The organism is Pseudomonas sp. IT-P100 (genome assembly GCF_949767185.1).
In the GTDB taxonomy this organism is placed as follows: domain Bacteria; phylum Pseudomonadota; class Gammaproteobacteria; order Pseudomonadales; family Pseudomonadaceae; genus Aquipseudomonas; species Aquipseudomonas fluorescens_B.
Genome location: NZ_CATKQK010000008.1, coordinates 41079 through 65042 on the forward strand (window position 1 = coordinate 41079; position 23964 = coordinate 65042).

At 59.5% G+C, this 23964-nt stretch carries 24 protein-coding genes and 4 tRNA genes; 12 read left to right on the plus strand and 16 right to left on the minus strand.

Annotated elements, in window-relative coordinates; translation table 11 throughout:
- Positions 1-180: 180 nt before the first annotated feature.
- Positions 181-597 (minus strand): pilin, encoded by a 417-nt coding sequence (locus tag ACM6IQ_RS06380; RefSeq protein ID WP_414878303.1) that lies wholly within the window; start codon positions 595-597, stop codon positions 181-183.
- A 225-nt stretch (positions 598-822) separates the two neighbouring features.
- Between ACM6IQ_RS06380 and pilB the strand changes: the two genes are divergently transcribed.
- The 5 genes from pilB to yacG are packed head-to-tail and all read left to right on the plus strand — an operon-like array spanning position 823 to position 5434.
- The gene (pilB, locus tag ACM6IQ_RS06385; RefSeq protein ID WP_414878304.1) at positions 823-2523 is read left to right on the plus strand and encodes a type IV-A pilus assembly ATPase PilB; all 1701 of its coding nucleotides are present in this window, start codon (positions 823-825) and stop codon (positions 2521-2523) included.
- 2 nt (positions 2524-2525) lie between these two features.
- The gene (locus ACM6IQ_RS06390) at positions 2526-3743 is read left to right on the plus strand and encodes a type II secretion system F family protein (protein ID WP_414878305.1); all 1218 of its coding nucleotides are present in this window, start codon (positions 2526-2528) and stop codon (positions 3741-3743) included.
- Position 3744: 1 nt separating this feature from the next.
- Positions 3745-4617, plus strand: coding sequence for a prepilin peptidase (locus ACM6IQ_RS06395; RefSeq protein ID WP_017340819.1), 873 nt, complete (start codon positions 3745-3747; stop codon positions 4615-4617).
- A complete protein-coding gene (gene coaE, locus ACM6IQ_RS06400; protein WP_017340820.1) occupies positions 4614-5237 on the plus strand; it encodes a dephospho-CoA kinase in 624 nt (207 codons plus the stop codon). The genes ACM6IQ_RS06395 and coaE overlap by 4 nt, the downstream gene beginning before the upstream one ends.
- Complete coding sequence (yacG, locus tag ACM6IQ_RS06405; protein ID WP_017340821.1) at positions 5234-5434, plus strand: DNA gyrase inhibitor YacG; 201 nt, start codon at positions 5234-5236, stop codon at positions 5432-5434. Before coaE ends, yacG begins: the two co-directional genes overlap by 4 nt.
- 9 nt (positions 5435-5443) lie before the next feature.
- On the opposite strand, the gene ACM6IQ_RS06410 is transcribed toward yacG, so the two are convergent.
- Together ACM6IQ_RS06410 and ACM6IQ_RS06415 are read right to left on the minus strand one after the other, a co-directional pair.
- Positions 5444-5659 carry a hypothetical protein gene (locus tag ACM6IQ_RS06410; protein ID WP_414878306.1) on the minus strand — a complete coding sequence of 72 codons (216 nt, stop codon included), beginning with the start codon at positions 5657-5659 and terminating at the stop codon, positions 5444-5446.
- A gap of 63 nt (positions 5660-5722) precedes the next feature.
- Positions 5723-6412: an energy-coupling factor ABC transporter permease gene (locus tag ACM6IQ_RS06415; protein WP_017340823.1), complete on the minus strand. Its 690-nt coding sequence runs from the start codon at positions 6410-6412 to the stop codon at positions 5723-5725.
- A gap of 187 nt (positions 6413-6599) precedes the next feature.
- On the opposite strand from ACM6IQ_RS06415, the gene ACM6IQ_RS06420 reads away from it, so the two are divergent.
- Positions 6600-6842: a DUF2790 domain-containing protein gene (locus tag ACM6IQ_RS06420; protein WP_414878307.1), complete on the plus strand. Its 243-nt coding sequence runs from the start codon at positions 6600-6602 to the stop codon at positions 6840-6842.
- An 18-nt stretch (positions 6843-6860) separates the two neighbouring features.
- Here ACM6IQ_RS06420 and ACM6IQ_RS06425 read toward each other — a convergent pair whose 3' ends face one another.
- The 5 genes from ACM6IQ_RS06425 to ACM6IQ_RS06445 form a co-directional block, all read right to left on the minus strand.
- Positions 6861-7508, minus strand: a complete 648-nt coding sequence (locus ACM6IQ_RS06425) for a methyl-accepting chemotaxis protein (RefSeq protein WP_017340825.1) — start codon at positions 7506-7508, stop codon at positions 6861-6863.
- Positions 7505-8773 carry an OprD family porin gene (locus ACM6IQ_RS06430; protein ID WP_017340826.1) on the minus strand — a complete coding sequence of 423 codons (1269 nt, stop codon included), beginning with the start codon at positions 8771-8773 and terminating at the stop codon, positions 7505-7507. The genes ACM6IQ_RS06425 and ACM6IQ_RS06430 overlap by 4 nt, the downstream gene beginning before the upstream one ends.
- Before the next feature lie 17 nt (positions 8774-8790).
- Entirely contained in the window at positions 8791-9996 is a 1206-nt protein-coding gene (locus ACM6IQ_RS06435; RefSeq protein ID WP_414878308.1) for a benzoate/H(+) symporter BenE family transporter, read from the minus strand.
- Positions 9993-11360 carry an aromatic acid/H+ symport family MFS transporter gene (locus ACM6IQ_RS06440; RefSeq protein WP_414878309.1) on the minus strand — a complete coding sequence of 456 codons (1368 nt, stop codon included), beginning with the start codon at positions 11358-11360 and terminating at the stop codon, positions 9993-9995. Before ACM6IQ_RS06440 ends, ACM6IQ_RS06435 begins: the two co-directional genes overlap by 4 nt.
- Positions 11361-11656: 296 nt before the next feature.
- Complete coding sequence (locus ACM6IQ_RS06445; protein WP_017340829.1) at positions 11657-12124, minus strand: hypothetical protein; 468 nt, start codon at positions 12122-12124, stop codon at positions 11657-11659.
- 198 nt (positions 12125-12322) lie between these two features.
- Between ACM6IQ_RS06445 and ACM6IQ_RS06450 the strand changes: the two genes are divergently transcribed.
- From ACM6IQ_RS06450 to ACM6IQ_RS06470, 5 genes are all read left to right on the plus strand, one after another.
- On the plus strand, positions 12323-12949 hold the full coding sequence (locus tag ACM6IQ_RS06450) for a DUF1780 domain-containing protein (protein WP_017340830.1): 627 nt from the start codon (positions 12323-12325) through the stop codon (positions 12947-12949).
- A complete protein-coding gene (locus ACM6IQ_RS06455) occupies positions 12946-13473 on the plus strand; it encodes an MOSC domain-containing protein (protein WP_017340831.1) in 528 nt (175 codons plus the stop codon). Before ACM6IQ_RS06450 ends, ACM6IQ_RS06455 begins: the two co-directional genes overlap by 4 nt.
- A 55-nt stretch (positions 13474-13528) precedes the next feature.
- Complete coding sequence (locus ACM6IQ_RS06460; RefSeq protein ID WP_008028730.1) at positions 13529-13702, plus strand: DUF3094 domain-containing protein; 174 nt, start codon at positions 13529-13531, stop codon at positions 13700-13702.
- Between the two features lie 60 nt (positions 13703-13762).
- Positions 13763-15061 carry an NAD(P)/FAD-dependent oxidoreductase gene (locus ACM6IQ_RS06465; protein WP_017340832.1) on the plus strand — a complete coding sequence of 433 codons (1299 nt, stop codon included), beginning with the start codon at positions 13763-13765 and terminating at the stop codon, positions 15059-15061.
- A gap of 318 nt (positions 15062-15379) precedes the next feature.
- Positions 15380-15778, plus strand: coding sequence for a hypothetical protein (locus ACM6IQ_RS06470; protein WP_017340833.1), 399 nt, complete (start codon positions 15380-15382; stop codon positions 15776-15778).
- 61 nt (positions 15779-15839) lie between these two features.
- Here ACM6IQ_RS06470 and ACM6IQ_RS06475 read toward each other — a convergent pair whose 3' ends face one another.
- From ACM6IQ_RS06475 to rluD, 8 genes are all read right to left on the minus strand, one after another.
- A complete protein-coding gene (locus tag ACM6IQ_RS06475) occupies positions 15840-17465 on the minus strand; it encodes a methyl-accepting chemotaxis protein (protein ID WP_414878310.1) in 1626 nt (541 codons plus the stop codon).
- A 152-nt stretch (positions 17466-17617) separates the two neighbouring features.
- Positions 17618-17694 (minus strand) — tRNA-Pro (locus ACM6IQ_RS06480).
- A gap of 95 nt (positions 17695-17789) precedes the next feature.
- Positions 17790-17865 (minus strand) — tRNA-Lys (locus ACM6IQ_RS06485).
- Positions 17866-17870: 5 nt separating this feature from the next.
- Positions 17871-17947, minus strand: a tRNA-Pro gene (locus ACM6IQ_RS06490).
- A 9-nt stretch (positions 17948-17956) separates the two neighbouring features.
- Positions 17957-18032, minus strand: a tRNA-Asn gene (locus ACM6IQ_RS06495).
- A gap of 300 nt (positions 18033-18332) precedes the next feature.
- The gene (gene clpB, locus ACM6IQ_RS06500) at positions 18333-20897 is read right to left on the minus strand and encodes an ATP-dependent chaperone ClpB (RefSeq protein ID WP_414878311.1); all 2565 of its coding nucleotides are present in this window, start codon (positions 20895-20897) and stop codon (positions 18333-18335) included.
- A gap of 130 nt (positions 20898-21027) precedes the next feature.
- Positions 21028-21753, minus strand: coding sequence for a peptidoglycan editing factor PgeF (gene pgeF / locus ACM6IQ_RS06505; RefSeq protein ID WP_414878312.1), 726 nt, complete (start codon positions 21751-21753; stop codon positions 21028-21030).
- Positions 21750-22712, minus strand: coding sequence for a 23S rRNA pseudouridine(1911/1915/1917) synthase RluD (gene rluD, locus ACM6IQ_RS06510; RefSeq protein ID WP_017340837.1), 963 nt, complete (start codon positions 22710-22712; stop codon positions 21750-21752). The genes pgeF and rluD overlap by 4 nt, the downstream gene beginning before the upstream one ends.
- A gap of 151 nt (positions 22713-22863) precedes the next feature.
- Between rluD and ACM6IQ_RS06515 the strand changes: the two genes are divergently transcribed.
- Positions 22864-23886: an outer membrane protein assembly factor BamD gene (locus ACM6IQ_RS06515; RefSeq protein ID WP_414878313.1), complete on the plus strand. Its 1023-nt coding sequence runs from the start codon at positions 22864-22866 to the stop codon at positions 23884-23886.
- Positions 23887-23964 lie beyond the last annotated feature (78 nt).

Below are 23964 nucleotides of genomic sequence, written 5' to 3' on the forward strand. Positions count from 1 at the left end.
CAAATTGCATGACTTTGAAAATATGTACATGCAAGTTGCGGGTTTTGGCGTGGGCCTAAGGCCATGAATTCTCGGGGTTTTCTATGCCTTGCTGAGCATCGCCGGCAAACTTGACGTTTCCCCCCAAAAAAAATGCCCCATCTGACGATGAGGCATTCTTCTGTTGACCCGTCTGCAGCATTACGTTGCAGAGGCTGTGCAACCAGGCGGTGCGTAATCGGCAGTGACGCCGGTGGCGCATGACCAGCCCGTTGTAGCGCTGCGCGTCAGCGTAATGGTTTTACCTGCTACAGGAGCGGGAGCCTTCTGCAGCGTACAGACGATGGTGCCAGCGCCCGAAGCAACCGTACCGGTGACAGCGATTGCACAGTTCTGCGTAGTCGTTCCGGCGCCTTCCAGTGTGGTGGGTTCTGCAGTGCCGGCATTCATCAGGTCTTCAAAGGACACTTTCAATGCTGCAATCTCTGCCAACCCTGCCGTCACTTTCGCCCGGGCCTGATATTTCGAATAAGCCGGCAACGCAAATGTCGCCAGAATCCCGATGATCGCCACCACGATCAGCAGTTCGATCAGCGTAAAACCTTTTTGAGTATTCATAGACAAGCTCCATGCATGAGTCGACATCTCATGATCTGAATTAGCCGCAGCACAGCCCGTGCCAATCCGTTAATCCCCTGTTAACGGGGCGCGAGAACAACGCGGCGCTTTTGTCTGCACCCAAGGTCCGCACTAACTGACACTTTTTGTCACCAGAGCAGCGCTGGTTTGGCTCCTTGGGTTGACTAGGCTATAAGTCATGAACTGTCTGCGTCCGGTATCCCAATGAATGACATCGCCCTTAGCGGTCTGGCCAAGCAATTGGTCATGGCCGAACTGCTCACTGACAAAAGCGCGCAACAGGCGTATCAGCAAGCCCAACGCCAGAAACTCTCCCTGGTCAGTTATCTGGTGCAGAACAAACTGGTGAAAAGCCGTCAGATCGCCGAGATCGCCTCCGAGCATTTCGGCATGGCGCTGCTGGACCTCCACTGCCTGGACAAAGAGTCCCAACCCAAAGGGCTGGTCAGCGAAAAACTGCTTCGCCAGCACAACGCCCTGCCCCTCTGGCGGCGCGGCAACAAGTTGTTCGTCGGCGTTTCCGACCCGACCAATTACCAGGCCATCAACGATATCCAGTTCAGCACCGGGCTGAACACCGAAGCCATCCTGGTGGAGGACGACAAGCTCAGCGACGCCATCGAGAAATTTTTCGACAGCCACAATTCCGGCCTCGAAGACATGGCCGACGTCGACCTCGATGGCGTCGACATCGAGTCGATCGACGACCGCAACCAGGACGCCATCGCCGGGCAAGACGCCGACGACGCGCCGGTGGTGCGCTTTGTCCACAAGATGTTGCTCGACGCAATCAAGAGCGGCTCATCCGACCTGCACTTCGAACCCTACGAGAAAACCTACCGCGTGCGGATGCGCACCGACGGCATGTTGCGTGAAGTCGCCAAGCCACCGATTCAACTGGCCAACCGCATCGCCGCGCGCCTGAAAGTCATGGCCAGCCTCGATATCTCCGAGCGACGCAAACCCCAGGACGGGCGGATCAAGATGCGCCTGTCCAAGAGCAAGTCCATCGACTTCCGGGTCAATGCCCTGCCGACCCTGTGGGGCGAGAAAGTGGTGATCCGGATCCTCGACCCGTCCAGCGCCCAAATGGGCATCGACGCCCTCGGCTACGAGCCGGGCCAGAAAGACCTGTACATGGCCGCGCTCAAGCAACCACAAGGGATGATCCTGGTGACCGGGCCTACCGGTTCGGGCAAGACCGTGTCGCTCTATACCGGGCTGAATATCCTCAACACCGTGGACATCAACATCTCCACCGCCGAAGATCCGGTGGAGATCAACATGGAAGGCATCAACCAGGTCAACGTCAACCCCAAGCAGGGACTGGGCTTTGCCCAGGCGCTGCGTTCGTTTTTACGCCAGGACCCGGATGTGATCATGGTCGGCGAGATCCGTGACCTGGAAACCGCGGAGATCGCCATCAAGGCCGCCCAGACCGGTCACCTGGTGCTGTCGACCCTGCACACCAACAGCGCCGCGGAAACCCTGACCCGCCTGCACAACATGGGCATTCAGGGGTTCAACATCGCCACCTCGGTCAGTCTGATCATCGCCCAGCGCCTTGCGCGCAAACTGTGCAGCCATTGCAAGAGTCCCATCGATATTCCCCGCGAGGCGTTGATCAAGGAAGGCTTCCCCGAGGAACGCATTGGCTCGTTCACGATCTATGAACCGGTCGGTTGCGACCAGTGCAACGTTGGCTACAAGGGGCGCGTGGGAATTTATGAAGTGGTGAAGAACACACCTGACCTGCAACGGCTGATCATGGCCGAAGGCAATTCGCTGGAAATCGATATCCAGATGCGCAAGGACGGCTTCAACGACCTGCGTACTTCCGGGCTGATCAAGGCCATGCAAGGCATCACCAGCCTTGAAGAAATCAACCGGGTCACCAAGGACTGAACATGGCGGTCAAAGCAGCGAAAATCAGCGTTTACGCCTGGGAAGGCACAGATAAAAAAGGCACGAAAATGACCGGCGAACTCAGCGGTCAGAACCCGGCGCTGATCAAGGCGCAATTGCGCAAGCAAGGCATCAATCCCGGCAAGGTGCGCAAGAAGTCCGCCGCGATTTTCAGCCTCGGCCAACGCATCAAGGCGCATGACATTGCCCTGTTCACCCGGCAGATGGCGACCATGATGAAAGCCGGGGTGCCGCTGTTGCAGTCGTTCGACATCATCGGCGAAGGCTTCGATAACCCGGCCATGCGCAAACTGGTGGACGACGTGAAACAGGAGGTCGCGGCGGGCAACAGTTTCGCCGCCGCCCTGCGTAAAAAACCGCAGTATTTCGATGAGCTCTACTGCAACCTGGTGGATGCCGGCGAACAGGCCGGCGCGCTGGACACCCTGTTGGAGCGCGTCGCGACCTACAAGGAAAAGAGCGAAAGCCTCAAGGCCAAGATCAAGAAAGCCATGACGTATCCCCTGGCCGTGGTGTTCGTCGCGATCATCGTCACCGGGATTCTGCTGGTCAAGGTGGTGCCGCAATTCGAGTCGGTGTTCAAAGGATTTGGTGCGCAATTGCCGGCGTTCACGGTGATGGTCATCGGTCTGTCGCAGTTCATGCAGGATTGGTGGTGGCTGATGCTTGGCGTGTTGATCGCGGCGATATTCGGTGTGCGCCACGCCTTCAGGACATCACAAGGCTTTCGCGACCGGACCGACACCTGGCTGTTGAAACTGCCGCTGATTGGCACGCTGATGTACAAGTCCGCCGTGGCCCGTTACGCCCGCACACTGTCGACCACCTTTGCCGCTGGCGTGCCGCTGGTCGAGGCGCTGGAATCGGTGGCGGGCGCGACCGGCAACATCGTGTTCAAGCGTGCGGTGCTGCGCATCAAGCAGGATGTGTCGACAGGGATGCAGCTGAATTTCTCCATGCGCACCTCCGGCATCTTTCCGAACATGGCGATCCAGATGACCGCCATTGGCGAAGAGTCCGGCGCACTGGATGACATGCTCGACAAGGTCGCGAGTTTCTATGAGGCCGAAGTCGACAACATGGTCGATAACCTCACCAGTCTGATGGAGCCGTTCATCATGGTGGTGCTGGGGGTTATCGTCGGCGGCCTGGTGATTGCAATGTACCTGCCCATTTTCCAACTCGGCAATGCGATCTGACATGCCCCTGAACGAAATCCTGACCCTGTACCCGCTGGCGTTTGTCGGCATTGCACTGGTGGTCGGCTTGCTGGTCGGCAGCTTCCTCAACGTAGTGATCTGGCGCCTGCCGAAAATGCTCGCGCGCGAATGGCGACTGCAGGCCTATGAAATTCTCGGCTTGCCTGGCGAAACACCGCTCCCGACCTACAACCTGATGCTGCCCCATTCCCAATGCCCGCACTGTGGGCACCGGATCCGCGCCTGGGAAAACATTCCGCTGCTCAGTTATGTGTTTTTACGTGGGCGATGCGCCAGCTGCGCAACCCCCATCAGCAAACGCTATCCATTGACCGAACTGGCGTGCGGCCTGCTGTCAGCGTTCATCGCCTGGCATTTCGGTTTCGGTGGGCAGGCCGTGATGGTGCTGGTGTTGACCTGGGGTTTGTTGGCCATGAGCCTGATCGACGCCGAGCATCAGTTGTTGCCGGATGTACTGGTGCTGCCGCTGTTGTGGCTGGGATTGATCGTCAACAGCTTCGAGTTGTTCGTGCCATTGACCGAGGCACTGTGGGGCGCAATTGCTGGCTACATGGCGCTGTGGTCGGTGTTCTGGCTGTTCAAGCTGATCACCGGCAAGGATGGCATCGGCCACGGCGATTTCAAGCTGCTGGCCATGCTGGGCGCCTGGGGTGGCTGGCAGATTTTGCCGCTCACCATTCTGCTGTCGTCTCTGGTCGGTGCCGTTATCGGCGTTATTTTGCTGAGCCTGCGCAACGCTAAAGCCTCGACGCCGATCCCCTTCGGTCCCTATCTGGCGATTGCCGGCTGGATTGCGTTGCTCTGGGGTGGTCAAATAACCGACTTCTATTGGCAGTTTGTCGGTTTGAAATGAATACCCCTGTGGAAAAACCCTGGATTCTCGGCCTGACCGGTGGCATCGGCAGCGGCAAAAGCGCGGCTGCCCAGCACTTCATCGACCTGGGCGTGCATGTGGTCGATGCTGATCATGCGGCGCGCTGGGTGGTGGAGCCGGGGCGCCCGGCGCTGGCACAGATTGCCGAACATTTCGGCCCCGGCGTGTTGCAGGCCGACGGTCAACTGGATCGTGCGGCATTGCGCAAACTGATCTTCGAAGTGCCTGAGCAACGCCTCTGGCTCGAGGCGCTTTTGCATCCGCTGATCGCCAGGGAAATTGCCGATCACCTAGGCAAGGCACAATCGCCTTACGCGATTCTGGTTTCGCCGTTGCTGATCGAGTCCGGTCAATTCGCTATGACCCAGCGCGTGCTGGTGATCGATGCGCCCGAACAACTGCAGATCGAACGCACCCTGCAGCGCGACCAGACCAGCGAACAACAGGTCCAGGCGATTCTCAAGGCGCAATCCAGCCGCCAGGATCGCCTGAGCCATGCCGACGATGTGGTGGTCAATGACCGCGACCTCGCCTGGCTGCACAGCGAGGTCGAGCGCCTGCATCACTTTTACCTTACTTTGCGTGGAGGCCAGTCATGAGCCAGATCCCAACCGTCGATTGCCCAACCTGCGGCGCCCCTGTCGAATGGACCCCGGAAAGCAAATTCCGGCCGTTCTGTTCGGACCGCTGCAAACTGATCGACCTGGGCGCGTGGGCGTCGGAAGAACACAAGATCCCGGTGAGCCCGGATGCCGAAGACGAACTGTTCAGCGAAGACTTCGAACCACGTCACTGAGGCCGGGATTCAGGGCCGCATAAAGCCGTAGTCCTGACCGTCATCGAGGTTCTCGGCAAGAAACTGCAACTCATCCGCCAGATCCTCGATACTGCGTACCGCCTTGCTCTGCTGCACCACTGCACTGAGCAAGGCGCGCAAGCTCAACCCCGGATCAAACCCGACTTCCTGCGCTGCATCCAGACTGTGGCGCAACTCCAGCCTTGCCCATTCGTAGACACTCATTTCGATGCTCCTGAAGGTTTTGCGGAGCATGGATTCGTCGACGTTTTTTGGATTTGATGTGGATCAAGATTTCGGGTCGTCGTCCTTCCAGGGCGCCGAAAGGTAGCGTGTGCGGTTGAAGGTCTCCAGCCATTCCGGGCTGAACACCACCAGTGCGCTGACGACCATGCCGTTGATGAACGCTTCGGGAAAGATGATCAGCCACAGGTAACCGACAAAATCCTCCAGCCAATAGGGCATGACGAAAAGCTCGTTGAACCACAACAACCACAGGGCCAGCAACAGGCACAGCAAGGCCGATAGCGCCGCTGCGAAGAAGCCGGAAACGAAGATGTAAACGAAGGGGTTTCGCGGTTGCGCTCGCTCGACCAGGATGGCACAGCACTCGGTGACCAGCACGGGCAGCAGAATGAACAACGCGCCGTTGACCCCGACGGCGGCGAGGTCCTGGCGTCCGAGCAGGACCAGGCCTGTTTGTGCGACCAGTCCGCCGACGATTGCCATCGGCCAGTCCAGGAGCAGGGTCACTGCGGTCATGCCGATGAAGTGATAGGACACGCCGGTGTCGAAATCCCGTCGTACCAGCCAGAGCATGAACAGGGCGAATACGGTGCCGAACAGCAGGTGCTGGCGGCGGCTGTCGCTGAACAGTTCGACCCACGGGGCACGTGCGACGGCCCAGATCAGGGCTGGGACGTAGATCAGCCATCCGACGGCGAGGGTTTCCGGGGTCAGCAGTTCGGCGCCGATCATGGCTGGGCTTGCTCCTTTTTCTTTGCCGGGAGAGGACAGGTTTTCAGTCTACACCGCCGTTTGTGCCCCCAATCAACCCGAGCGATTATTACGCTTCCTGCAAAACTGAATCAGCCCCAGCCACCTTTATCACCCCCAGCGAAGGACTAGACTTCAAAGCATCAGAACCAACCCCGAGCCGACAAAAATGAAAATCCTGACCACCCTGCTTCTGAGCCTCATTGCCACGTCAGCCATGGCCGCCACCCACGAGCCAGCCGCCACCCCATACAACCCGGCGCAACCGCTGGACATCGCCAAGGTGGTTTCAGTGACCGACACCGCAACCGCGTGCGATGTCGTACCGGCAACCATGGTCTACATCGACCATCAAGGCCAGACCCACAGCGTGACCTACCCAGTCATGGGCAACTGCACCAGCAGCCTGTAAAGCCGGGTAACCCACGACTCACACGATCAGCCGTTTCGCCTGCAACGCCAAATCATGCAGACCGGCCAGACGCGCCATGATCCGTTCGACCACCTCGACCCTGGCCACCGCACCGCTTTGCAGTTCACCCATCGAGTGCAACGCCACGCCAGCCTTTTCCAGCCCCAGGCGGGTTGAACCGGATAGCTGCTGAAGCCCCTGGCGCGCCTGCTCCGCCGACTGTTCCAGCCCCGTGGCGATTTGCCGGATCTGCGCACTGGAGTCCGCCGCCTGACGGGAGAGATTGCGCACCTCATCGGCGACCACCGCAAACCCTCGGCCATGGCTGCCCGCCCTCGCCGCCTCGATCGCCGCGTTCAGCGCCAACAGGTTGGTCTGACGGGCGATGTCCTGAATGCTGCCGACAATCGCGCCGATGCGCATCGACTGACTGCCGAGCTCATCGAACACTTGATCCAGACGCTGCATGTAGAGGTTCAGATCCTCCAGCACACTGGCCGACGACTGCATGCTCTGCGCACTCGCCTTGACCCGATCACCGGCCGTGCGCGCCAGTTGATTGGCAAAGCGCATGTCCTCCTCGGTTTGCAGCACCGACTCGGTCAATTGCTCCAGCTTGACCTGCAAACCGATGTTGTACGACGGTTGTTCTTTTTCAATGGTCATAGCAGCGTCCAGGTGTAGCTGAGGATCAGGCGGTTTTCGTCGATATCACTGCGGTAGTTGGAGCGGGCCATCACGTTACGCACCCGAATTCCGAGGCCCTTGAGGCTGCCGCTTTGCAGCACGTAGCCGAGGTCGAGATCACGCTCGCGATCCTTGCCCTCGAAGCCTTGCCCGGTATCGACATTGTTGCCGGAGATGTAGCGCACAGTGCTGGTCAGCCCCGGCACGCCGAGGGCGGCGAAATCGTAGTCGTAGCGCGCTTGCCAGGAGCGTTCATCGGTGTAGGCGAACTCGTAGGTGGGCACCTCATTGCCCAGCGGCGAGATGTTGGCAAAGACCCGTGGGAAAGCACTGTCACCGAACATTCCCTGATAACCGACATAAAACGTGTGGCCACCGCGCTTGGCGGACAACAGCGAGAAGAACGCCTGGTTATCGATGTTGCCCAGCAGCTTCTTGCCGTCTTCGCGCGAATCGTAGTAACCCAGGTTCGCGCCCAGAATCCAGTCCCCCATCGGTTCGCTGTGCTTGAGACCGAGAAAGCGCTGGTTGTAGATATCTTCCAGTTGCCCGAACCAGGCACTGACCGAACTGCGTTTATCGTTGAAGGCGTAATCGGCACCGGCGAAATTAAAGCCGTCACTGCTGACCTGACGTTGCGGCACGTGGCCGAGCATGGCCTGCATCTTTTCGTCGCCGGCCTCGTTGCGCAGGCTGGTCGTGTTCAAGTGGCCACCCTGCAAGGTCAGGCCATTGATCTCGTTGGAACTGATGCTTGCGCCCTGATAGCTGGGCGGCAGCAGACGGATATCGCTGAACGCCAGCACCGGCAGATTGGGCTGCAACTCGCCCACTTTCAGCTCGGTTTTGGAGAAACGCACCTTCAGCGCCGCTTCGAGACGGCTGTAATCATTCGCCGCGCGCCCGTCATCTTTAACGGGCAGTAAACCGGTATTGACCCGATCCGGACTGCTGTCGAGCTTGAGCCCGAGCAAGCCGATCACATCCACACCGAATCCCACGGGGCCTTGGGTGTAACCGGATTTGACGTTGAGGATGAAACCCTGCGCCCACTCTTCAGCCTTCGACTGCTTGTTCGCCCCGACGATGTCGGAGAAGTCCCGACTGAAGTAGTAATTGCGAGCTTGCAAGGTGGCCGTGGTGTCTTCGATAAAGCCGCTCTCGGCCGCCATCGCCCCCGCGGAGAAACCCGAGACGAGCGCCATGGACAACACTGGACCGGTTGCTGGAAAAATCTGTTTCATCGTTTGTTCTCTTATTTTTATTGATCGACAGTTGGAAGTGCTTCAGCCGCCGCGCTTTCGCGACGGGCGTTTAACAACACATGGGTGACCATGCCGAAAATCAGGCCCCAGAAAGCTGCGGACAAACCCAACAGCGACATGCCCGACGCGGTGGTCAGGAAGGTCACCAGCGCGGCTTCCCGATCACTCGGCACCGCCATGGCGCCGGCCAACGCCCCGGCAATCGCGGCGAACAGCGCCAGCCCGGCGAGTGCCGCAATCAGTTCTTTGGGGAACGCCGAAAACAGTGAAACCAGAGTGGCGCCGAAGATCCCCAGCACCAGGTAACAGAGCCCGCCGACCACCCCGGCGACGTAGCGCTTGCCAGGGTTTTCATGGGCCTCGCGGCCGGTACAAATGGCCGCGGTGATCGCTGCCAGATTCAGTCCGTGACAGCCGAACGGGGCCAACAACGCCGTGCCCAAGGCACTGCTGGCGATGATCGGACCGGCCGGCGTGGCGTAACCGCTGGCGCGCAGCACCGCCATGCCGGGCACGAACTGTCCGGTCAGCGCCACCATGACCAGCGGTAACGCAATGTTCAGGGTGGCGCTCAGGCTGAACTCGGGCGTGATCCACACCGGCGTGGCCAAGCCGATCACCAACGCTTCGCTGTGCAAATCGCCGGCGAGAAAGGCCATCGAGCAGCCCACCAGCAGCACCATCAACACCGCATAACGCGGCATCAACCGTTTGCAGACCAGGTACGTGGCAAACATCGCCAGCACCAGCAATGGCTTGCCCTGCAACGAAACGAACAACCCTGTACCGAAACTGAACAGAATCCCCGCCAGCATCGCCGCCGCAATCGCCGCCGGCAGTTTGCCGATGATCCGGTCAAACGCTCCCGACACGCCGACCAGGAAAATGATCAGGCTGCTGACCAGATAAGCCCCCACCGCTTCCGGCATGGAGATCCCCGGCAACAGCGCCACCAACAGCGCCGAGCCCGGCGCCGACCACGCGATGATCACCGGCACGCGGTAACGCAGGCTCAACCCGATACCGAGCACCGCGCTGCCGATGGAGATCGCCCAGACCCACGACGACAGCACTTCCCGCGACAACTGCGCGGTCTCGGCCGCCTGGAAAATAATCACCAACGGGCCGGCGTAGGAAATAACCGTGGCGATAAATCCAGCGACCGCCGCCGACAGGGAAAAATCCCGGACGAACGCCCTCATGAAGCTTCGCCGACAGACCCGCCCGCCGCACCATGACGTAAATCCGCCAACGACTGTCGGGTGCTGCGCTGACTGCTGATGGCGAACACGGTCATGGCGATCGCGGCCACCGCACCGGGCAAGGCGAACGCCATGAAGTTGAGTTGCAGCGGCAGGCTGATCCCGAGCAAGGCCCCGCCCAGCAGCGGTCCGACAATCGCGCCGTTGCGCCCGATGCCCGAGGCCCAGCCCAAACCGGTGGAGCGAATGGTCATGGAGTAGAACTGCGCGGCGCAGGCGTACAGCAGAATCTGCGAACCGATGGTGGTGGCGCCGGCAATAGCGATCAGCAAGTACAACACTGGCATCGGGCTGTTGAAGCCCAGCAAAGTGATCGACACGGCTGCCATGGCGAAGAACACCGCCAACACCCGCGGCAGGTTCAGCTTGTCACCCAGAACGCCGCCGCCCACCGCGCCGAAAATCGCGCCGAAGTTGAGCACCAGCAGGAACGACAGGCTCGAGCCCAGGCTGTATCCGGCGTTGGCCATCAGTTTCGGCAGCCACGAACTCAAGGCGTAGACCATCAGCAGGCAGCAGAAAAATGCCAGCCACAGCATCAGCGTGCGCAGCGCCCGGCCCTCGCGAAACAGTTGCAGAACGGGGGTGCCGGTGCCCTTCACTTCGTTCATGTGCAGCTGATCGCTGCTCTGCGCGATGTACGCCGGATCCACCCGCTGAAGAATGGCGCGCGCCTCTTCATTGCGTCCCTGTCGCAGCATGAAACCCACCGACTCGGGCAGGAAGTACATGATCAGCGGCAACAACACCAACGGCAGCACCGCGACGTAAAACACCGACTGCCAGCCGAAGCTCGGGATCAGCACGATGCCCAGCCCCGCCGAGAGCATGCCGCCCACGGAGTAACCGCTGAACATGATCGCCACCAGCGTGCTGCGGATTTTCTTCGGCGCGTACTCGTTCATCAATGCCACGACGTTGGGCATCACTCCGCCGATGCCCAGTCCGGCGATGAACCGGCAAATCCCGAACTCGGTGGGGTTACGCGCAAAACCGTTGAGCACGGTGAAACCGCTGAAGAGCATCACGCAGATCGTGATGGCTTTCTTGCGGCCGATCCGGTCCGAGAGCGGGCCGAAAAACAGCGCGCCAAACATCATGCCGAACAGCGCGTAACTGCCCAGAGCGCCAGCCTGCAAAGGACTGAGCCCCCATTCTTTCATCAGCATCGGCAGCACGACCCCGTAAATCACCAGGTCGTAACCGTCGAAGATGATGATCAGCGCACACCAGAACAGCACCATCCAGTGGAAGCGGTTGAATCGTGCGTTGTCGATAACCTCATGTACGTCAATCTTGCGCATGGCATTTATCTCTTGTTGTTGTTTTTTTCAGAGCGTCGGTAAAGCGGCTAACGTCCCGTAAAGCCGAGGGTAAAGTTGCCGGGCGCGGGGCAATATCCGCTTTGCGCAGATCGCTATCCGTTTTGTGCAGGGCCCTGAATCGGGCGCGAGAAGGAGGGATGTCGCGGCAGGCTTTGCTCCTGCGCGACAAACAGTTTTCCTGGCGATTACTTTGGAGAGCCGGGGTCTATGGATGACCCCGACGACTTACACCTGCTGACCCTTGCGGCCGAACAAGTCAACGCACTGAAGCCCGATCACGGCCGGGCCTTCTCCAGTGCCTCACGCAGTTGCGCCGCCGTGGCGTATTCGTGCTCACCGACCACTTGACCGTCCTTGAGCTCCAACCACAACACTTTATCCACGGCCCCGGGGTAGCGCGGCGCCACGCGTCCGTCACGGTCGAGCATCACGCGATAGGAATAATCGCGCATGGCCGGCACGGCGAACATCTTCGCGATCAGCCGGGGCATGCGCTGGATATCCGCGACAAATACCGCGTGCCGGGCCTCCAGATAGCCCTTGGGCTGGCCCTGCAGTGCCGCGTCGACCAGCTTCGCGGCGTCCATGCTGCGCGCCACCAGCAGCGTCTGAGTCTGATTGTCGAGCGTGAAGGCCTGATCGAACTGATCAAGCAAGGTCCACGGCGCCAGCCGCTCCCCCACTTCCAGCGCCTGAGCCCAAAGAGGCACAAGACTGAGCAATAACACGGGCCATAATTTCACGACATTCCCCTTCGTTGAGGCGCTTGAGCGCAATGAATCCAGTCTACACCGCCTGTATTGCACACCCCATCGCCGCGACAACGATCAAAGAAGCACCGCAGCTACCATCCGATCAGCGATGACGCCTGCCGGGGCATTACGTCCTCGTTTCAACGCAAAGCTTTCAGCTTGTCGCATTTGAACGCTAAGCTTGGGCCTATGGATGACTCAGATTATCTACGCCTGCTGACCATTGCGGCCGAGCAAGCCAACGCGTTCCTTTCCAATGCCCGCAAATGGGAGCGTGAGCGTTGGGTGTGCCAGCGCCTGCTGCAAGGCCTGAACATTCCTTACCGCGTCGACGAATTCGCTCCCGCCGGCGAACCGCCGGACGTGCTGTTTCGCGATGCGAATTTCGAAGTGTTTTTCGTGCTCGACGAGGGCCGGCGTCTCAATGATGAGTGGCGCGATGAGCTGCAGCGGCGACGCAGTGCGTTTTCCTTGAGTTCGCTGGTGCGCCGAGAAGCCAAGCCCAGGCGCATTCCGGCCAATGAATTCCTGCTGAGACTGGCGCCGACCTTGCGCAAAAAAGCGCACAACTACAAGGAACGCGGCATGGACCTGGGCGAACTGGACATCATCGCCTTTGCCAGCCTCAAGCGCGAAGTGCTCGACCTCAACAGCCATTTCCCGCCACCCACCGAATACTTGCGTCAGGGCTGGCGCTCGTTGTCACTGGTCGGTCCGACATTCGCCCGGGTTTTGTTTGCGCATCCCGACGCACCGGATTTCCTGCGCAGCAACCTCGGTCGCAGCATCGTCTTCGATGTCGGGATCAGCCTGTGAGTCCGCTGCAGGAGCTGATCGCGGAAGTCCCGCAAACCGGCCGTGTACGCTGGATCGGCGTGCGCCCCCAACCGCATGTGCCGATGATCGAGCTGGAGGCCGTGGAAGCGCGTCTCGAGGCCGGCCTGACCGGCGATCGGGCCCGTCCCGGCGTACGCAATGCGCGACAGGTGACACTGATTCAATGGGAGCATCTGCCAGTGATCAGTTCGCTGATGGGCCGACCGGACGACAATCCGGTCCTGCCTGGTGATTTGCGGCGCAACCTCGTTGTCAGCGGGATAAACCTGTTCAGCCTCAAGGGTCGCCGCTTCAAAATCGGCCAGGCGATTTTCGAAACCACCGGTTGGTGCCAGCCTTGCGCACGCCTGCAAAACAACCTCGGCCCCGGCACTTTCCAGGCCGTTCGCGGACATGGCGGAATCACCGCACGAGTGTTACAAAGTGGAATCATTCGGCTGGACGATACAGTCAGTGTCGAGCCGATTCCCGCCAGCGGCTATGCTCCGTTCAATGTGGGGTAAAAACCCCTGTAGCTTCTATCAATTCAGCAACGTCTACCCGATGACGAGGCCCGATATGACCAGCCGCCTGAACCCCGACGACCAGAAACATGTCGAAGAGTACCTGCACCTGTCCCAGCACCGAGTCGAGCGCCGGCCTTTCCGGCCGTGGATGCTCCTGGTGGTGGTGTTGGCAGTGACCATTGGCCTGGGCTTGTTGAGCCGATTTATCAGTTACCTGACGCTATGAGCTGCATCGCGCTCGCTCGGGTAATTGCACCGATTTCTTTTAGCCTTGCGAGATATCCCCATGACTCATCGTATTGTCATCGTTGGCGGCGGCGCCGGCGGTCTGGAGTTGGCTACCCGTCTGGGTAAGACTCTGGGCAAGCGCGGCACGGCCAGTGTGATGCTGGTCGACGCGAACCTGACCCACATCTGGAAACCGCTGTTGCACGAAGTCGCGGCCGGTTCCCTTAACTCTTCCGAAGACGAACTCAACTATGTCGCCCAGGCAAAATGGAACCACTTCGAGTTCCAGCTGGGGCGCATGAGCGGGCTTGATCGCGCACAGAAGAAAATCCAGCTGGCGGCCACTTACGATGAGGCCGGCCTGGAATTGGTGCCGGCGCGTGAAGTGCCTTACGACTCGCTGGTGATCGCCGTAGGCAGCACCACCAACGATTTCGGCACCCAGGGCGCGGCGCAGCATTGCCTGTTCCTCGACACCCGCAAACAGGCCGAGCGCTTCCACCAGCAACTGTTGAACCATTATTTGCGCGCCCACGCCGGGCAGACGGATGTGGTGCAGCAGATCAGCGTGGCAATCGTCGGCGCCGGCGCCACGGGCGTCGAACTGGCGGCCGAACTGCACAACGCCGCACATGAACTGGCGGCGTACGGCCTGGACCGGATCAAACCGGAAAACATGCACATCACCCTGATCGAGGCCGGTCCACGGGTACTGCCAGCATTGCCGGAACGGATCGGCGGCCCTGTGCATAAAACCCTGGAGAAACTCGGGGTCAACGTCATGACCAATGCGGCCGTCAGTGAAGTGACCGCCGATAGCCTGATCACCGCCGACGGCAAAGTGATCAACGCCAGCCTCAAGGTCTGGGCCGCGGGCATTCGTGCGCCAGGTTTCCTCAAGGACATCGACGGTCTGGAAACCAATCGGATCAACCAGCTGCAAGTGCTGCCGACACTGCAAACCACCCGCGACGAGAACATCTTCGCTTTCGGTGACTGCGCCGCCTGTCCGCAGCCGGGTACCGATCGCAACGTGCCGCCGCGCGCCCAGGCAGCGCATCAACAGGCGTCGCTGCTGGCCAAATCGCTGAAGCTGCGGATCGAAGGCAAGCCGTTGCCTGTGTACAAGTACACCGACTACGGCTCGTTGATTTCGCTGTCGCGTTTTTCGGCTGTGGGTAACTTGATGGGCAACCTGACGGGTAGCGTGATGCTTGAGGGCTGGCTGGCGCGGATGTTTTATGTGTCGCTGTACCGCATGCACCAGATGGCGCTGTATGGCGCATTCCGCACGGCAATGTTGATGCTGGGCAGCAAAATCGGGCGCGGGACTGAGCCGCGGCTGAAGTTGCACTGACACACATCCCTTGTGGGAGCGAGCCTGCTCGCGATAGCGGAGTGTCAATCGCCACGTGAGTTGGCTGATACACCGCTTCGCGAGCAGGCTCGCTCACACATTTTTCAATCACAACCTTGAGATCTGTGTCTCACTGTATCTCCCCCCGCAATTTCGCCCCTTCGGTTACAAACTCCCCCCTTGCGCGACACAGTAGCGATACACCTCGCCCGCTAAATGGCCACATCCGAGCAAGGCGTCCCGCCAGCTACGGTGATCGCCGCACTTACGTGGCGTCTTTTATCGAATGGTTGTGTCGTGCAACCCTGGAGAATTGAAATGTCCCGTACCACCAAAAACACTATCGGTTTGCTCGGTGCAGTCCTCGCTGGCGGCATGATGTTGACCGGCTCCGCTTTTGCTTCGCAGCCTTTGACCCAGGGCTACCTGCTGGCCTCGGCCGAACAGGTGGTGAAAACCCCTGAAGGCAAATGTGGAGAAGGCAAGTGCGGCGATGCATCGATGGCAAAAACCGACACCGACGGTGACGGCAAGGTGTCCCGCGCCGAATTCCAGAAAGTTGCGCCTAAGTCCAACTTCGACAAGATCGATACCAACCACGACGGCTTCATCGACGAGCAAGAGGCTTACGACAACGTCAAAGCCAACTTCGAAGCCAACGGCAAGAAAATGCCAAAAGGCCTGTTCGAGCACCTGAAAGACCAGGACGGCGCTTAAGCCTCCCAGAAAAAAAGCCGCGTTTCTCGATCGAGAAACGCGGCTTTTTTGTCTGGCGGATTTACACCCGAAAGCGCTGCACCATGCCCTGCAGAGCATTGGCCAACTTCGACAACTCATGACTGGAAGCACTGGTCTGATCCGCACCGGAGGCGGAACGCACCGACAGATCACGGATATTCACCAGATTGCGATCCACTTCCCGAGCGACTTGAGCCTGTTCTTCCGCAGCACTGGCGATCACCAGATTGCGCTCGTGAATCTCGTGGACCGAGGCCGTGATGGTCTGCAATGCGTCACCGGCCCGTTCAGCCAACACCAGCGTACTCGTGGCACGGGAAGCACTGGCATTCATGGAGTCCAGCGCCAGGTTGGAACCGTTGCGCATGCCCTGAACCATTTGCTCGATTTCCTGAGTCGATTGCTGCGTACGATGCGCCAATGCACGCACTTCATCGGCTACCACCGCAAAACCGCGCCCACTTTCACCCGCGCGCGCCGCTTCAATGGCGGCGTTGAGCGCCAACAGATTGGTTTGCTCGGCGATGGCCCGAATGACATCCAGCACTTTGCCAATGTCCTGGGACTGATTGGCCAGCGACTGCACCAACTCACCGGTGTGCTGCACATCCTTGGCCAAGGCGCTGATCGCGCTGGCGGTTTCGCTGACCCGCTCCTGCCCCAATTGCGCTGACTCGCTGGATTGGCGGGTAGCATCAGAAGTCGACACGGCGTTGCGCGCCACTTCTTCCACGGCCGAGGTCATTTCGTTGACCGCCGTGGCGGCCTGCTCAATTTCGTTGTTCTGCTGTTGCAGGCCTTGGGTGCTGTCGAGAGTGACAGCATTCAATTCATCCGCCGCCGTGGCCAGCTGAGTCGCTGAACCGCTGATGGCTTGCAAGGTTTCTCGCAGGTTCTGCTGCATGGTCGCCAGTGCCTTGAGCAAACGAGTCACTTCGTCGTTGCCATGGGTTGCTATCGGCCGGGTCAGATCGCCCTGCGCCACGCTCTCCGCAGCCGTCAGGGCTTCGTTCAGGGGGCGGACGATGCTGCGGGTCAGCAACATGGCCAGGCCGACAGTGGCCAGCGCCGCGAGGGCGATGAACAGGCTGACGATGGTCCGCGACGTTTCGTAGTGCGCTGCGGATTTCTGGCTCTCAGCGGCGACCTGTTTGGCGAACAGGTCCGCCAGATCACTGAGTTGTTTGCCGGAGCCATCGACCACGGTTTTCATGTCAACCAGCAGCAGCCTGGTCAATTCGTCACGGCGACCCTGCTCTGCGAGGGTGAACGACTGGGCAATGCCGGTACGATAGGCGGCAAAGGTGGTTTTGAACTGGTCATACAAGGCCTGGCCTTCGGCGGTGTTGACCAACTGGTCATAGACCGCGATCTTCTCGCTCAATTCCTTGTCGCGAGTGTCCATCTGACCGCGGTAGGTCGGAATGTTCTTTGGGTCCTGATCCAGCGCCATGCGCAAGGAAATGGTGCGGATACGCAACATCAGTTCGCGAATCTCGTCACCCCCGCGAATGCTGGGGAGCCACTGCTTCTCCACGGCCACCTCGCTCTCGCGAATGCTCGCCATTTGCCCCAGGGCAAACACCCCGAGCAACGCCACCAACACAGCGATCAAGGCAAAACCCAGCGCGGCACGGGGGGCAATATTCAGCTGACGAAGAAACATAACGAGCGCCTTTCTTGTTGTTGGCTTGAATGGGGGGCCGCGTTTGCGCCCCGACAGCTCGTTATCGGCTAGTTGTACGACGACTTGATAGGATTCGGCTTTTTCGAAGACAAAAAAAATCCCCGTATCTTTCGATACGAGGATTTTTAATATGGTCGGGGTAAGGGGATTCGAACTCCTGACATCCTGCTCCCAAAGCAGGCGCGCTACCGGACTGCGCTATACCCCGGTAAAAAAAAGGCACCTTTGAAAGGCGCCTTCTGCGAACAGAGCTTTTGGCGTCTGATCTTAAGATTCGATTCCAGCGCTAACTGGTTTCAAAAATGGTGGGTCGTGTGGGATTCGAACCTACGACCAATTGGTTAAAAGCCAACTGCTCTACCAACTGAGCTAACGACCCAAAAATGGTCGGGGTAAGGGGATTCGAACTCCTGACATCCTGCTCCCAAAGCAGGCGCGCTACCGGACTGCGCTATACCCCGGTTTGAAATTGGCTCCGTGACCAGGACTCGAACCTGGGACCCAATGATTAACAGTCATTTGCTCTACCGACTGAGCTATCACGGAACTACATATTTCAATTTACAACGGTGAAGCTTTACTGCGTTCTCTTCGACCCGTTCGCATCGCTGCGTTCGTGTGTCTGAGGCGCGCTATTCTACAATCTTAAGCACCTCTGTCAACCCCCTAAATTGCTTTCAAGTTAATGATTTGCAACTTATTTCAGATTCCTGCTTGGGGAGCGGGAACCCTTCAGGGCGACTTACTGCGGGGCGCACTTTACAAGCCTTTTCCTTTCAGTTCAACAACCTGACGAAAAAAAGGCCTCGCAATGCGAGGCCTCTTCAATTTTGTTGCCGGCGTGGATCAGGCGAAGACGATCTCGTCGTTTTCCACAATGCCTTTGGCGGTATCGCCGGGCATGAAACGACCCGACAGAATGAGCTGCGCCAGCGGGTTTTCGATCCAGCGCTGAATCGCTCGCTTGAGCGGCCGTGCGCCATACACCGGGTCGTAGCCAACCGCGATCAGCTTATCCATGGCCTCAGGGCTGAGCTCCAGCTTCAGTTCCCGCTCAGTCAGGCGACTGCGCAGACGACTCAACTGGATCTCGGTAATGCCCGCGATCTGATCCCGTGCCAATGGCTCGAAGATCACCACTTCGTCGACCCGGTTGATGAACTCCGGCCGGAAGTGCGTGGAAATCGCATCCATCACCGCTGCGCGCTGAGCCTCACGATCACCGACCAGTTCCTGGATCTGTACCGAGCCCAGGTTGGAGGTCATGACAATCACGGTGTTCTTGAAATCCACCGTGCGGCCATGGCTGTCCGTCAGGCGGCCATCTTCCAGCACTTGCAGCAGGATATTGAAGACGTCCGGGTGGGCCTTCTCGACCTCATCCAGCAGGATCACCGAATAAGGCTTGCGACGCACCGCCTCGGTCAGGTAACCGCCCTCTTCATAGCCCACGTAGCCTGGTGGCGCACCAATCAGTCGAGCCACGGAATGTTTCTCCATGAACTCGGACATGTCGATCCGCACCATCGCCTCTTCGGTATCAAAGAGGAACTCGGCCAACGCCTTGCACAGCTCGGTTTTACCGACACCGGTCGGGCCGAGGAACATGAACGAACCACTTGGACGATTCGGGTCGGACAACCCGGCCCGCGAACGCCGCACCGCGTTGGATACCGCGATCACCGCTTCGTCCTGGCCGATCACACGCTGGTGCAACAGGCTTTCCATCTTCATCAGCTTGTCGCGCTCGCCTTCGAGCATTTTCGACACGGGGATGCCGGTCCACTTCGACACGACTTCGGCGATTTCTTCCTCGGTCACCTTGCTGCGCAGCAACTGGTTTTCGCTTTTGCCATGCTGGTCGACCATTTGCAGGCTGCGCTCCAGGTCCGGGATCACCCCGTATTGCAGCTCGGCCATGCGGTTCAGGTCGCCTTTACGGCGCGCAGCTTCCAGTTCCTGACGGGACTGTTCGATTTTCTGCTGGATCTGCGCAGAACCCTGAACCTCGGCTTTTTCCGAGTTCCAGATTTCTTCGAGGTCCGAATACTCACGCTCGAGACGGACGATTTCTTCCTGGAGTTTTTCCAGACGCTTGATCGCCGCTTCGTCGCTCTCTTTCTTCAGCGCCTGGGACTCCACCTTCAACTGAATCAGACGACGCTCCAGACGGTCCAGCACCTCCGGCTTGGAGTCGATCTCCATGCGAATGCGGCTGGCGGCTTCGTCGATCAGGTCGATCGCCTTGTCCGGCAACTGACGGTCGGTAATGTAGCGATGACTGAGCTTGGCCGCGGCGATGATCGCGCCGTCGGTAATCGCCACTTTATGGTGAACTTCATAGCGTTCTTTGAGGCCACGCAGAATGGCGATGGTGTCTTCTTCGCTCGGCTCATCCACCAACACTTTCTGGAAGCGCCGCTCGAGGGCCGCATCCTTCTCTATATATTGGCGGTATTCATTGAGCGTGGTTGCGCCGACGCAGTGCAATTCACCACGGGCCAATGCAGGCTTGAGCATGTTGCCCGCATCCATTGAGCCTTCGCCTTTACCGGCGCCGACCATGGTGTGCAGTTCGTCGATGAACAGAATGATCTGCCCTTCCTGCTTCGACAGTTCGTTGAGCAGGGATTTCAGGCGTTCTTCGAACTCGCCACGGTACTTGGCACCGGCAATCAGTGCGCCCATATCGAGGGAAAGCAGGCGCTTGCCTTTCAGGCCGTCCGGCACTTCGCCGTTGATGATCCGCTGGGCCAGGCCTTCGGCGATGGCGGTTTTACCCACGCCAGGTTCACCGATCAATACCGGGTTGTTCTTGGTGCGGCGTTGCAACACCTGAATGGTCCGGCGAATTTCGTCGTCACGGCCGATCACCGGATCGAGCTTGCCTTCTTCGGCGCGCTTGGTCAGGTCGACGGTGTATTTATCCAGCGCCTGACGCGACTCCTCGTGGTTGGCGTCGTTGACCGCCTCACCGCCGCGCAGGTTGTTGATCGCGTTCTCCAGGGCTTTCTTGCTCACACCCTGGCCGAGCAATAATTTGCCGAGCTTGCTGTTCTCGTCCATGGCGGCGAGCAACACCAACTCACTGGAAATAAATTGATCGCCCTTCTGCTGGGCCAGGCGATCGGCCTGGTTGAGCAGGCGCGCCAGATCCTGCGACATGTTGACGTCGCCGGTGGGGTTCTGGATTTTTGGCAGCTGATCGAGCTGTTTGGTCAGCTCTTTGCGCAGGCTGTTGACGTCGAAACCGACCTGCATCAGCAGGGGCTTGATCGAGCCGCCCTGCTGCTCAAGCATGGCTTGCATCAAGTGCGCCGGTTCAATGCCGGGATGGTCAAGACCGACGGCCAGCGATTGGGCGTCGGATAGAGCTAACTGTAATTTGCTGGTTAAACGATCGATACGCATGGGTCACCTTCCTTTTGAGCAGGCCGGACCTATAAAACATCCTGAATGAAGAAACCTGCCAGATACCGTTATAGATGCGGTCGATTCTGGGAGTTTCAAGCGTCGTACAGTTGATGTAGATCAGAGAAGTCTAGCGTTCCAGCCAGACAAGGGAGGCAAACCGACCAGTGCGTGGACTGCGGCGGTAAGAAAAGAAGCGCGGATCGGTTACGGTGCAGAAACCGCCGCCATAAACAGCGGTAACGCCGCGAACAGCCAGACGCAAGCGCGCCAGTTCGTAGATATCGGCCATGAACTTGCCGGCATTTGCACTGGGCACAAAGGCTTTGGCGGCTTCAGGCAGTTGCTCGACGAAGGTTTCGCGCACTTCCGGGCCGACTTCAAAGGCTTGAGGGCCAATGGCCGGACCGAGCCAGACGAGCACTTCTTCCGATGGCACGGCCAGCGTGTCGAGCGTCGCTTCGAGCACACCCGCCGCCAGCCCGCGCCAACCGGCATGGGCGGCTGCGACACGAGTGCCGGCACGGTCGCAGAACAATGCTGGCAGGCAATCCGCCGTCATCGCCGCGCAGGCAATGCCGGGCGTCGCCGTCCAGCTGGCATCGGCAGTTGCCACAACGCCTGGGTCCGCGTGAGCCACGACAATGCCGTGAACCTGCTTCAACCAGGCCGGCTGGATAGAGAAATGATCGGTGAGGCGACGGCGATTCTCGGCAACAGCGTCGGGGCTGTCGTCGACGTGATCGCCGAGGTTGAGGCTGTCGAACGGCGCCAGACTGACGCCGCCCGCACGGGTGGTCACACAGGCTTTCACCCCGGCAGGCGCAGGCCAGTCGGGAATCAGCCAGTCACTCATCCGATGAACGCCTCGCGGTCTTGCTTGAGCAGGGTCAGCAACCAGACGAAGTCGTCCGGCAGTGGCGATTCCCAGCTCATGCGCACACCAGTGGTCGGGTGATCCAGCTCCAGGAACCGCGCATGCAGCGCCTGGCGCGGGAACGTCTTCAAGGAATCGACCATGGTCTGGCTGGCGGCTGGCGGGATTCGGAAACGACCGCCGTAGGCAGGATCTCCGACCAACGGGAAGTTGATGTAGGACATGTGCACCCGAATCTGGTGCGTACGACCGGTTTCCAGCTTCACCCGCACGTGAGTGTGGGAGCGGAAACGCTCGAGCACGCGGTAATGGCTGACGGCTTGCTTGCCACCTTCCATCACGGCCATGCGCTGGCGTTGCTGGCCGTGACGGCCAATCGGCGCATTGATCTTGCCACCCGCCGTCACCACGCCGATCACGATGCACTCGTAGATCCGGCTGACGCTGCGGCTCTGCAACTGTGTAACCAGCTGCGTCTGCGCCTGAATGGTCTTGGCCACAACCATCAGACCGGTGGTGTCCTTGTCCAGGCGATGCACGATACCGGCGCGGGGCACATTGACGATGTCCGGCACGTGGTGCAGCAAGGCGTTGAGCAAGGTGCCGTCAGCGTGGCCGGCGGCAGGATGCACCACCAGGCCCGCAGGCTTGTTGATCACGAGGATGTCGTCATCTTCATAGACGATGTCCAGCTCGATGTCCTGAGCGATCCATTCGCCCTGAGCTTCCTGCTCGGCAGTCAGCTCAAGAATGGCGCCACCGTGAACGATGTCTCGCGGGCGGATTACCGCCCCATCCACAGTCAGGCGGCCGTCTTTGATCCAGGCGGAAAGGCGCGAGCGCGAGTGCTCAGCGAATAATTGTGCGGCGACTTGATCGAGGCGTTGGCCGCCCAATTCGGACGGCACCTCTGCGCGAAGTTCAATTTTATCGGACATGCTCGGACTAGGCGTCGGCACAGCCTTTGGTTTCGGCTGCGCGCTTGTGGTTAAATACGGCGTCTTTTGCCCCGAGGCTATTCAACGGGGCGCTCATCATAACAGGACGGCCCCGCCCAAGACAGCGGCCGTCATAGGGACGCAAGCCGCCATGCAAGTGAAACACCTGCTGCTGATCGCCATCCTCGCATTGACCGCTGCTTGCTCATCGAAGGAAGTCGTAGACGAAAACCTGAGCGAAGTCGAGCTGTACCAGCAGGCACAGCGCGATCTGGACAACAATAGCTACACCGCCGCCACAGCCAAGCTGAAGGCGCTGGAGTCGCGTTATCCGTTCGGTCGCTACGCCGATCAGGCTCAACTCGAGCTCATCTACGCCAACTACAAGAACACCGAGCCTGAGGCTGCGAAGTCTGCCGCCGAGCGTTTCATTCGTTTGCACCCACAGCATCCGAACGTGGATTACGCCTATTACCTCAAGGGTCTGACCTCTTTCGACCAGGACGTCGGCCTGCTGTCGCGTTTCCTGCCGCTGGACATGACCAAGCGTGACCCGGGCGCTGCGCGTGACTCCTACAACGAGTTCGCCCAGCTGACCAGCCGCTTCCCGAACAGCCGCTACTCGCCGGACGCCAAGCAGCGCATGATTTACCTGCGCAACCTGCTGGCAGCCTACGAGATTCACGTCGCCGACTACTACCTGACCCGTCAGGCCTATGTCGCTGCCGCGAACCGTGGCCGTTACGTCGTGGAAAACTTCCAGGAAACCCCATCGGTCGGTGACGGCCTGGCGATCATGACCGAAGCCTACCAGCGTCTGCACCTGGACGACCTGGCGGCCACCAGCCTCGAAACACTCAAGCTCAACTACCCGAACCATCCAACCCTGGTGGACGGTCAGTTCGTGCCGACGGTAGACGAAGCCGACAACCGTTCGTGGCTGAGCAAGGCCACCCTGGGCCTGATCGAGTCCCGTCCACCGCTGCCGCCGGGCGAAACCCGCGCCAACCAGGACGTACAGAAGCAATTCCAGGACGCCAAGGACGCGATTCCGAACGATCTCAAGCCTAAAGATGAAAATGGCGACGTGATCGAAGAAGAGGAACACGAGTCCGAAGCCAACAACAGCGACCGCTCGTGGTTCAGCTACATGACCTTCGGCGTGTTCGACTGACACACCGGGTTGTGCAAAAAGGGAGACGCTTGAGTCTCCCTTTTTATTTCCGCGATTTATTACGCTGTGCGCCCGTCA

Excerpts from the sequence above, each read along its gene's own strand:
- ACM6IQ_RS06380 (WP_414878303.1), bottom strand. The coding sequence starts at position 597 with ATGAATACTCAAAAAGGTTTTACGCTGATCGAACTGCTGATCGTGGTG.
- pilB (WP_414878304.1), top strand. The coding sequence starts at position 823 with ATGAATGACATCGCCCTTAGCGGTCTGGCCAAGCAATTGGTCATGGCC.
- ACM6IQ_RS06390 (WP_414878305.1), top strand. The coding sequence starts at position 2,526 with ATGGCGGTCAAAGCAGCGAAAATCAGCGTTTACGCCTGGGAAGGCACA.
- ACM6IQ_RS06395 (WP_017340819.1), top strand. The coding sequence starts at position 3,745 with ATGCCCCTGAACGAAATCCTGACCCTGTACCCGCTGGCGTTTGTCGGC.
- coaE (WP_017340820.1), top strand. The coding sequence starts at position 4,614 with ATGAATACCCCTGTGGAAAAACCCTGGATTCTCGGCCTGACCGGTGGC.
- yacG (WP_017340821.1), top strand. The coding sequence starts at position 5,234 with ATGAGCCAGATCCCAACCGTCGATTGCCCAACCTGCGGCGCCCCTGTC.
- ACM6IQ_RS06410 (WP_414878306.1), bottom strand. The coding sequence starts at position 5,659 with ATGAGTGTCTACGAATGGGCAAGGCTGGAGTTGCGCCACAGTCTGGAT.
- ACM6IQ_RS06415 (WP_017340823.1), bottom strand. The coding sequence starts at position 6,412 with ATGATCGGCGCCGAACTGCTGACCCCGGAAACCCTCGCCGTCGGATGG.
- ACM6IQ_RS06420 (WP_414878307.1), top strand. The coding sequence starts at position 6,600 with ATGAAAATCCTGACCACCCTGCTTCTGAGCCTCATTGCCACGTCAGCC.
- ACM6IQ_RS06425 (WP_017340825.1), bottom strand. The coding sequence starts at position 7,508 with ATGACCATTGAAAAAGAACAACCGTCGTACAACATCGGTTTGCAGGTC.
- ACM6IQ_RS06430 (WP_017340826.1), bottom strand. The coding sequence starts at position 8,773 with ATGAAACAGATTTTTCCAGCAACCGGTCCAGTGTTGTCCATGGCGCTC.
- ACM6IQ_RS06435 (WP_414878308.1), bottom strand. The coding sequence starts at position 9,996 with ATGAGGGCGTTCGTCCGGGATTTTTCCCTGTCGGCGGCGGTCGCTGGA.
- ACM6IQ_RS06440 (WP_414878309.1), bottom strand. The coding sequence starts at position 11,360 with ATGCGCAAGATTGACGTACATGAGGTTATCGACAACGCACGATTCAAC.
- ACM6IQ_RS06450 (WP_017340830.1), top strand. The coding sequence starts at position 12,323 with ATGGATGACTCAGATTATCTACGCCTGCTGACCATTGCGGCCGAGCAA.
- ACM6IQ_RS06460 (WP_008028730.1), top strand. The coding sequence starts at position 13,529 with ATGACCAGCCGCCTGAACCCCGACGACCAGAAACATGTCGAAGAGTAC.
- ACM6IQ_RS06465 (WP_017340832.1), top strand. The coding sequence starts at position 13,763 with ATGACTCATCGTATTGTCATCGTTGGCGGCGGCGCCGGCGGTCTGGAG.
- ACM6IQ_RS06470 (WP_017340833.1), top strand. The coding sequence starts at position 15,380 with ATGTCCCGTACCACCAAAAACACTATCGGTTTGCTCGGTGCAGTCCTC.
- ACM6IQ_RS06475 (WP_414878310.1), bottom strand. The coding sequence starts at position 17,465 with ATGTTTCTTCGTCAGCTGAATATTGCCCCCCGTGCCGCGCTGGGTTTT.
- clpB (WP_414878311.1), bottom strand. The coding sequence starts at position 20,897 with ATGCGTATCGATCGTTTAACCAGCAAATTACAGTTAGCTCTATCCGAC.
- pgeF (WP_414878312.1), bottom strand. The coding sequence starts at position 21,753 with ATGAGTGACTGGCTGATTCCCGACTGGCCTGCGCCTGCCGGGGTGAAA.
- rluD (WP_017340837.1), bottom strand. The coding sequence starts at position 22,712 with ATGTCCGATAAAATTGAACTTCGCGCAGAGGTGCCGTCCGAATTGGGC.
- ACM6IQ_RS06515 (WP_414878313.1), top strand. The coding sequence starts at position 22,864 with ATGCAAGTGAAACACCTGCTGCTGATCGCCATCCTCGCATTGACCGCT.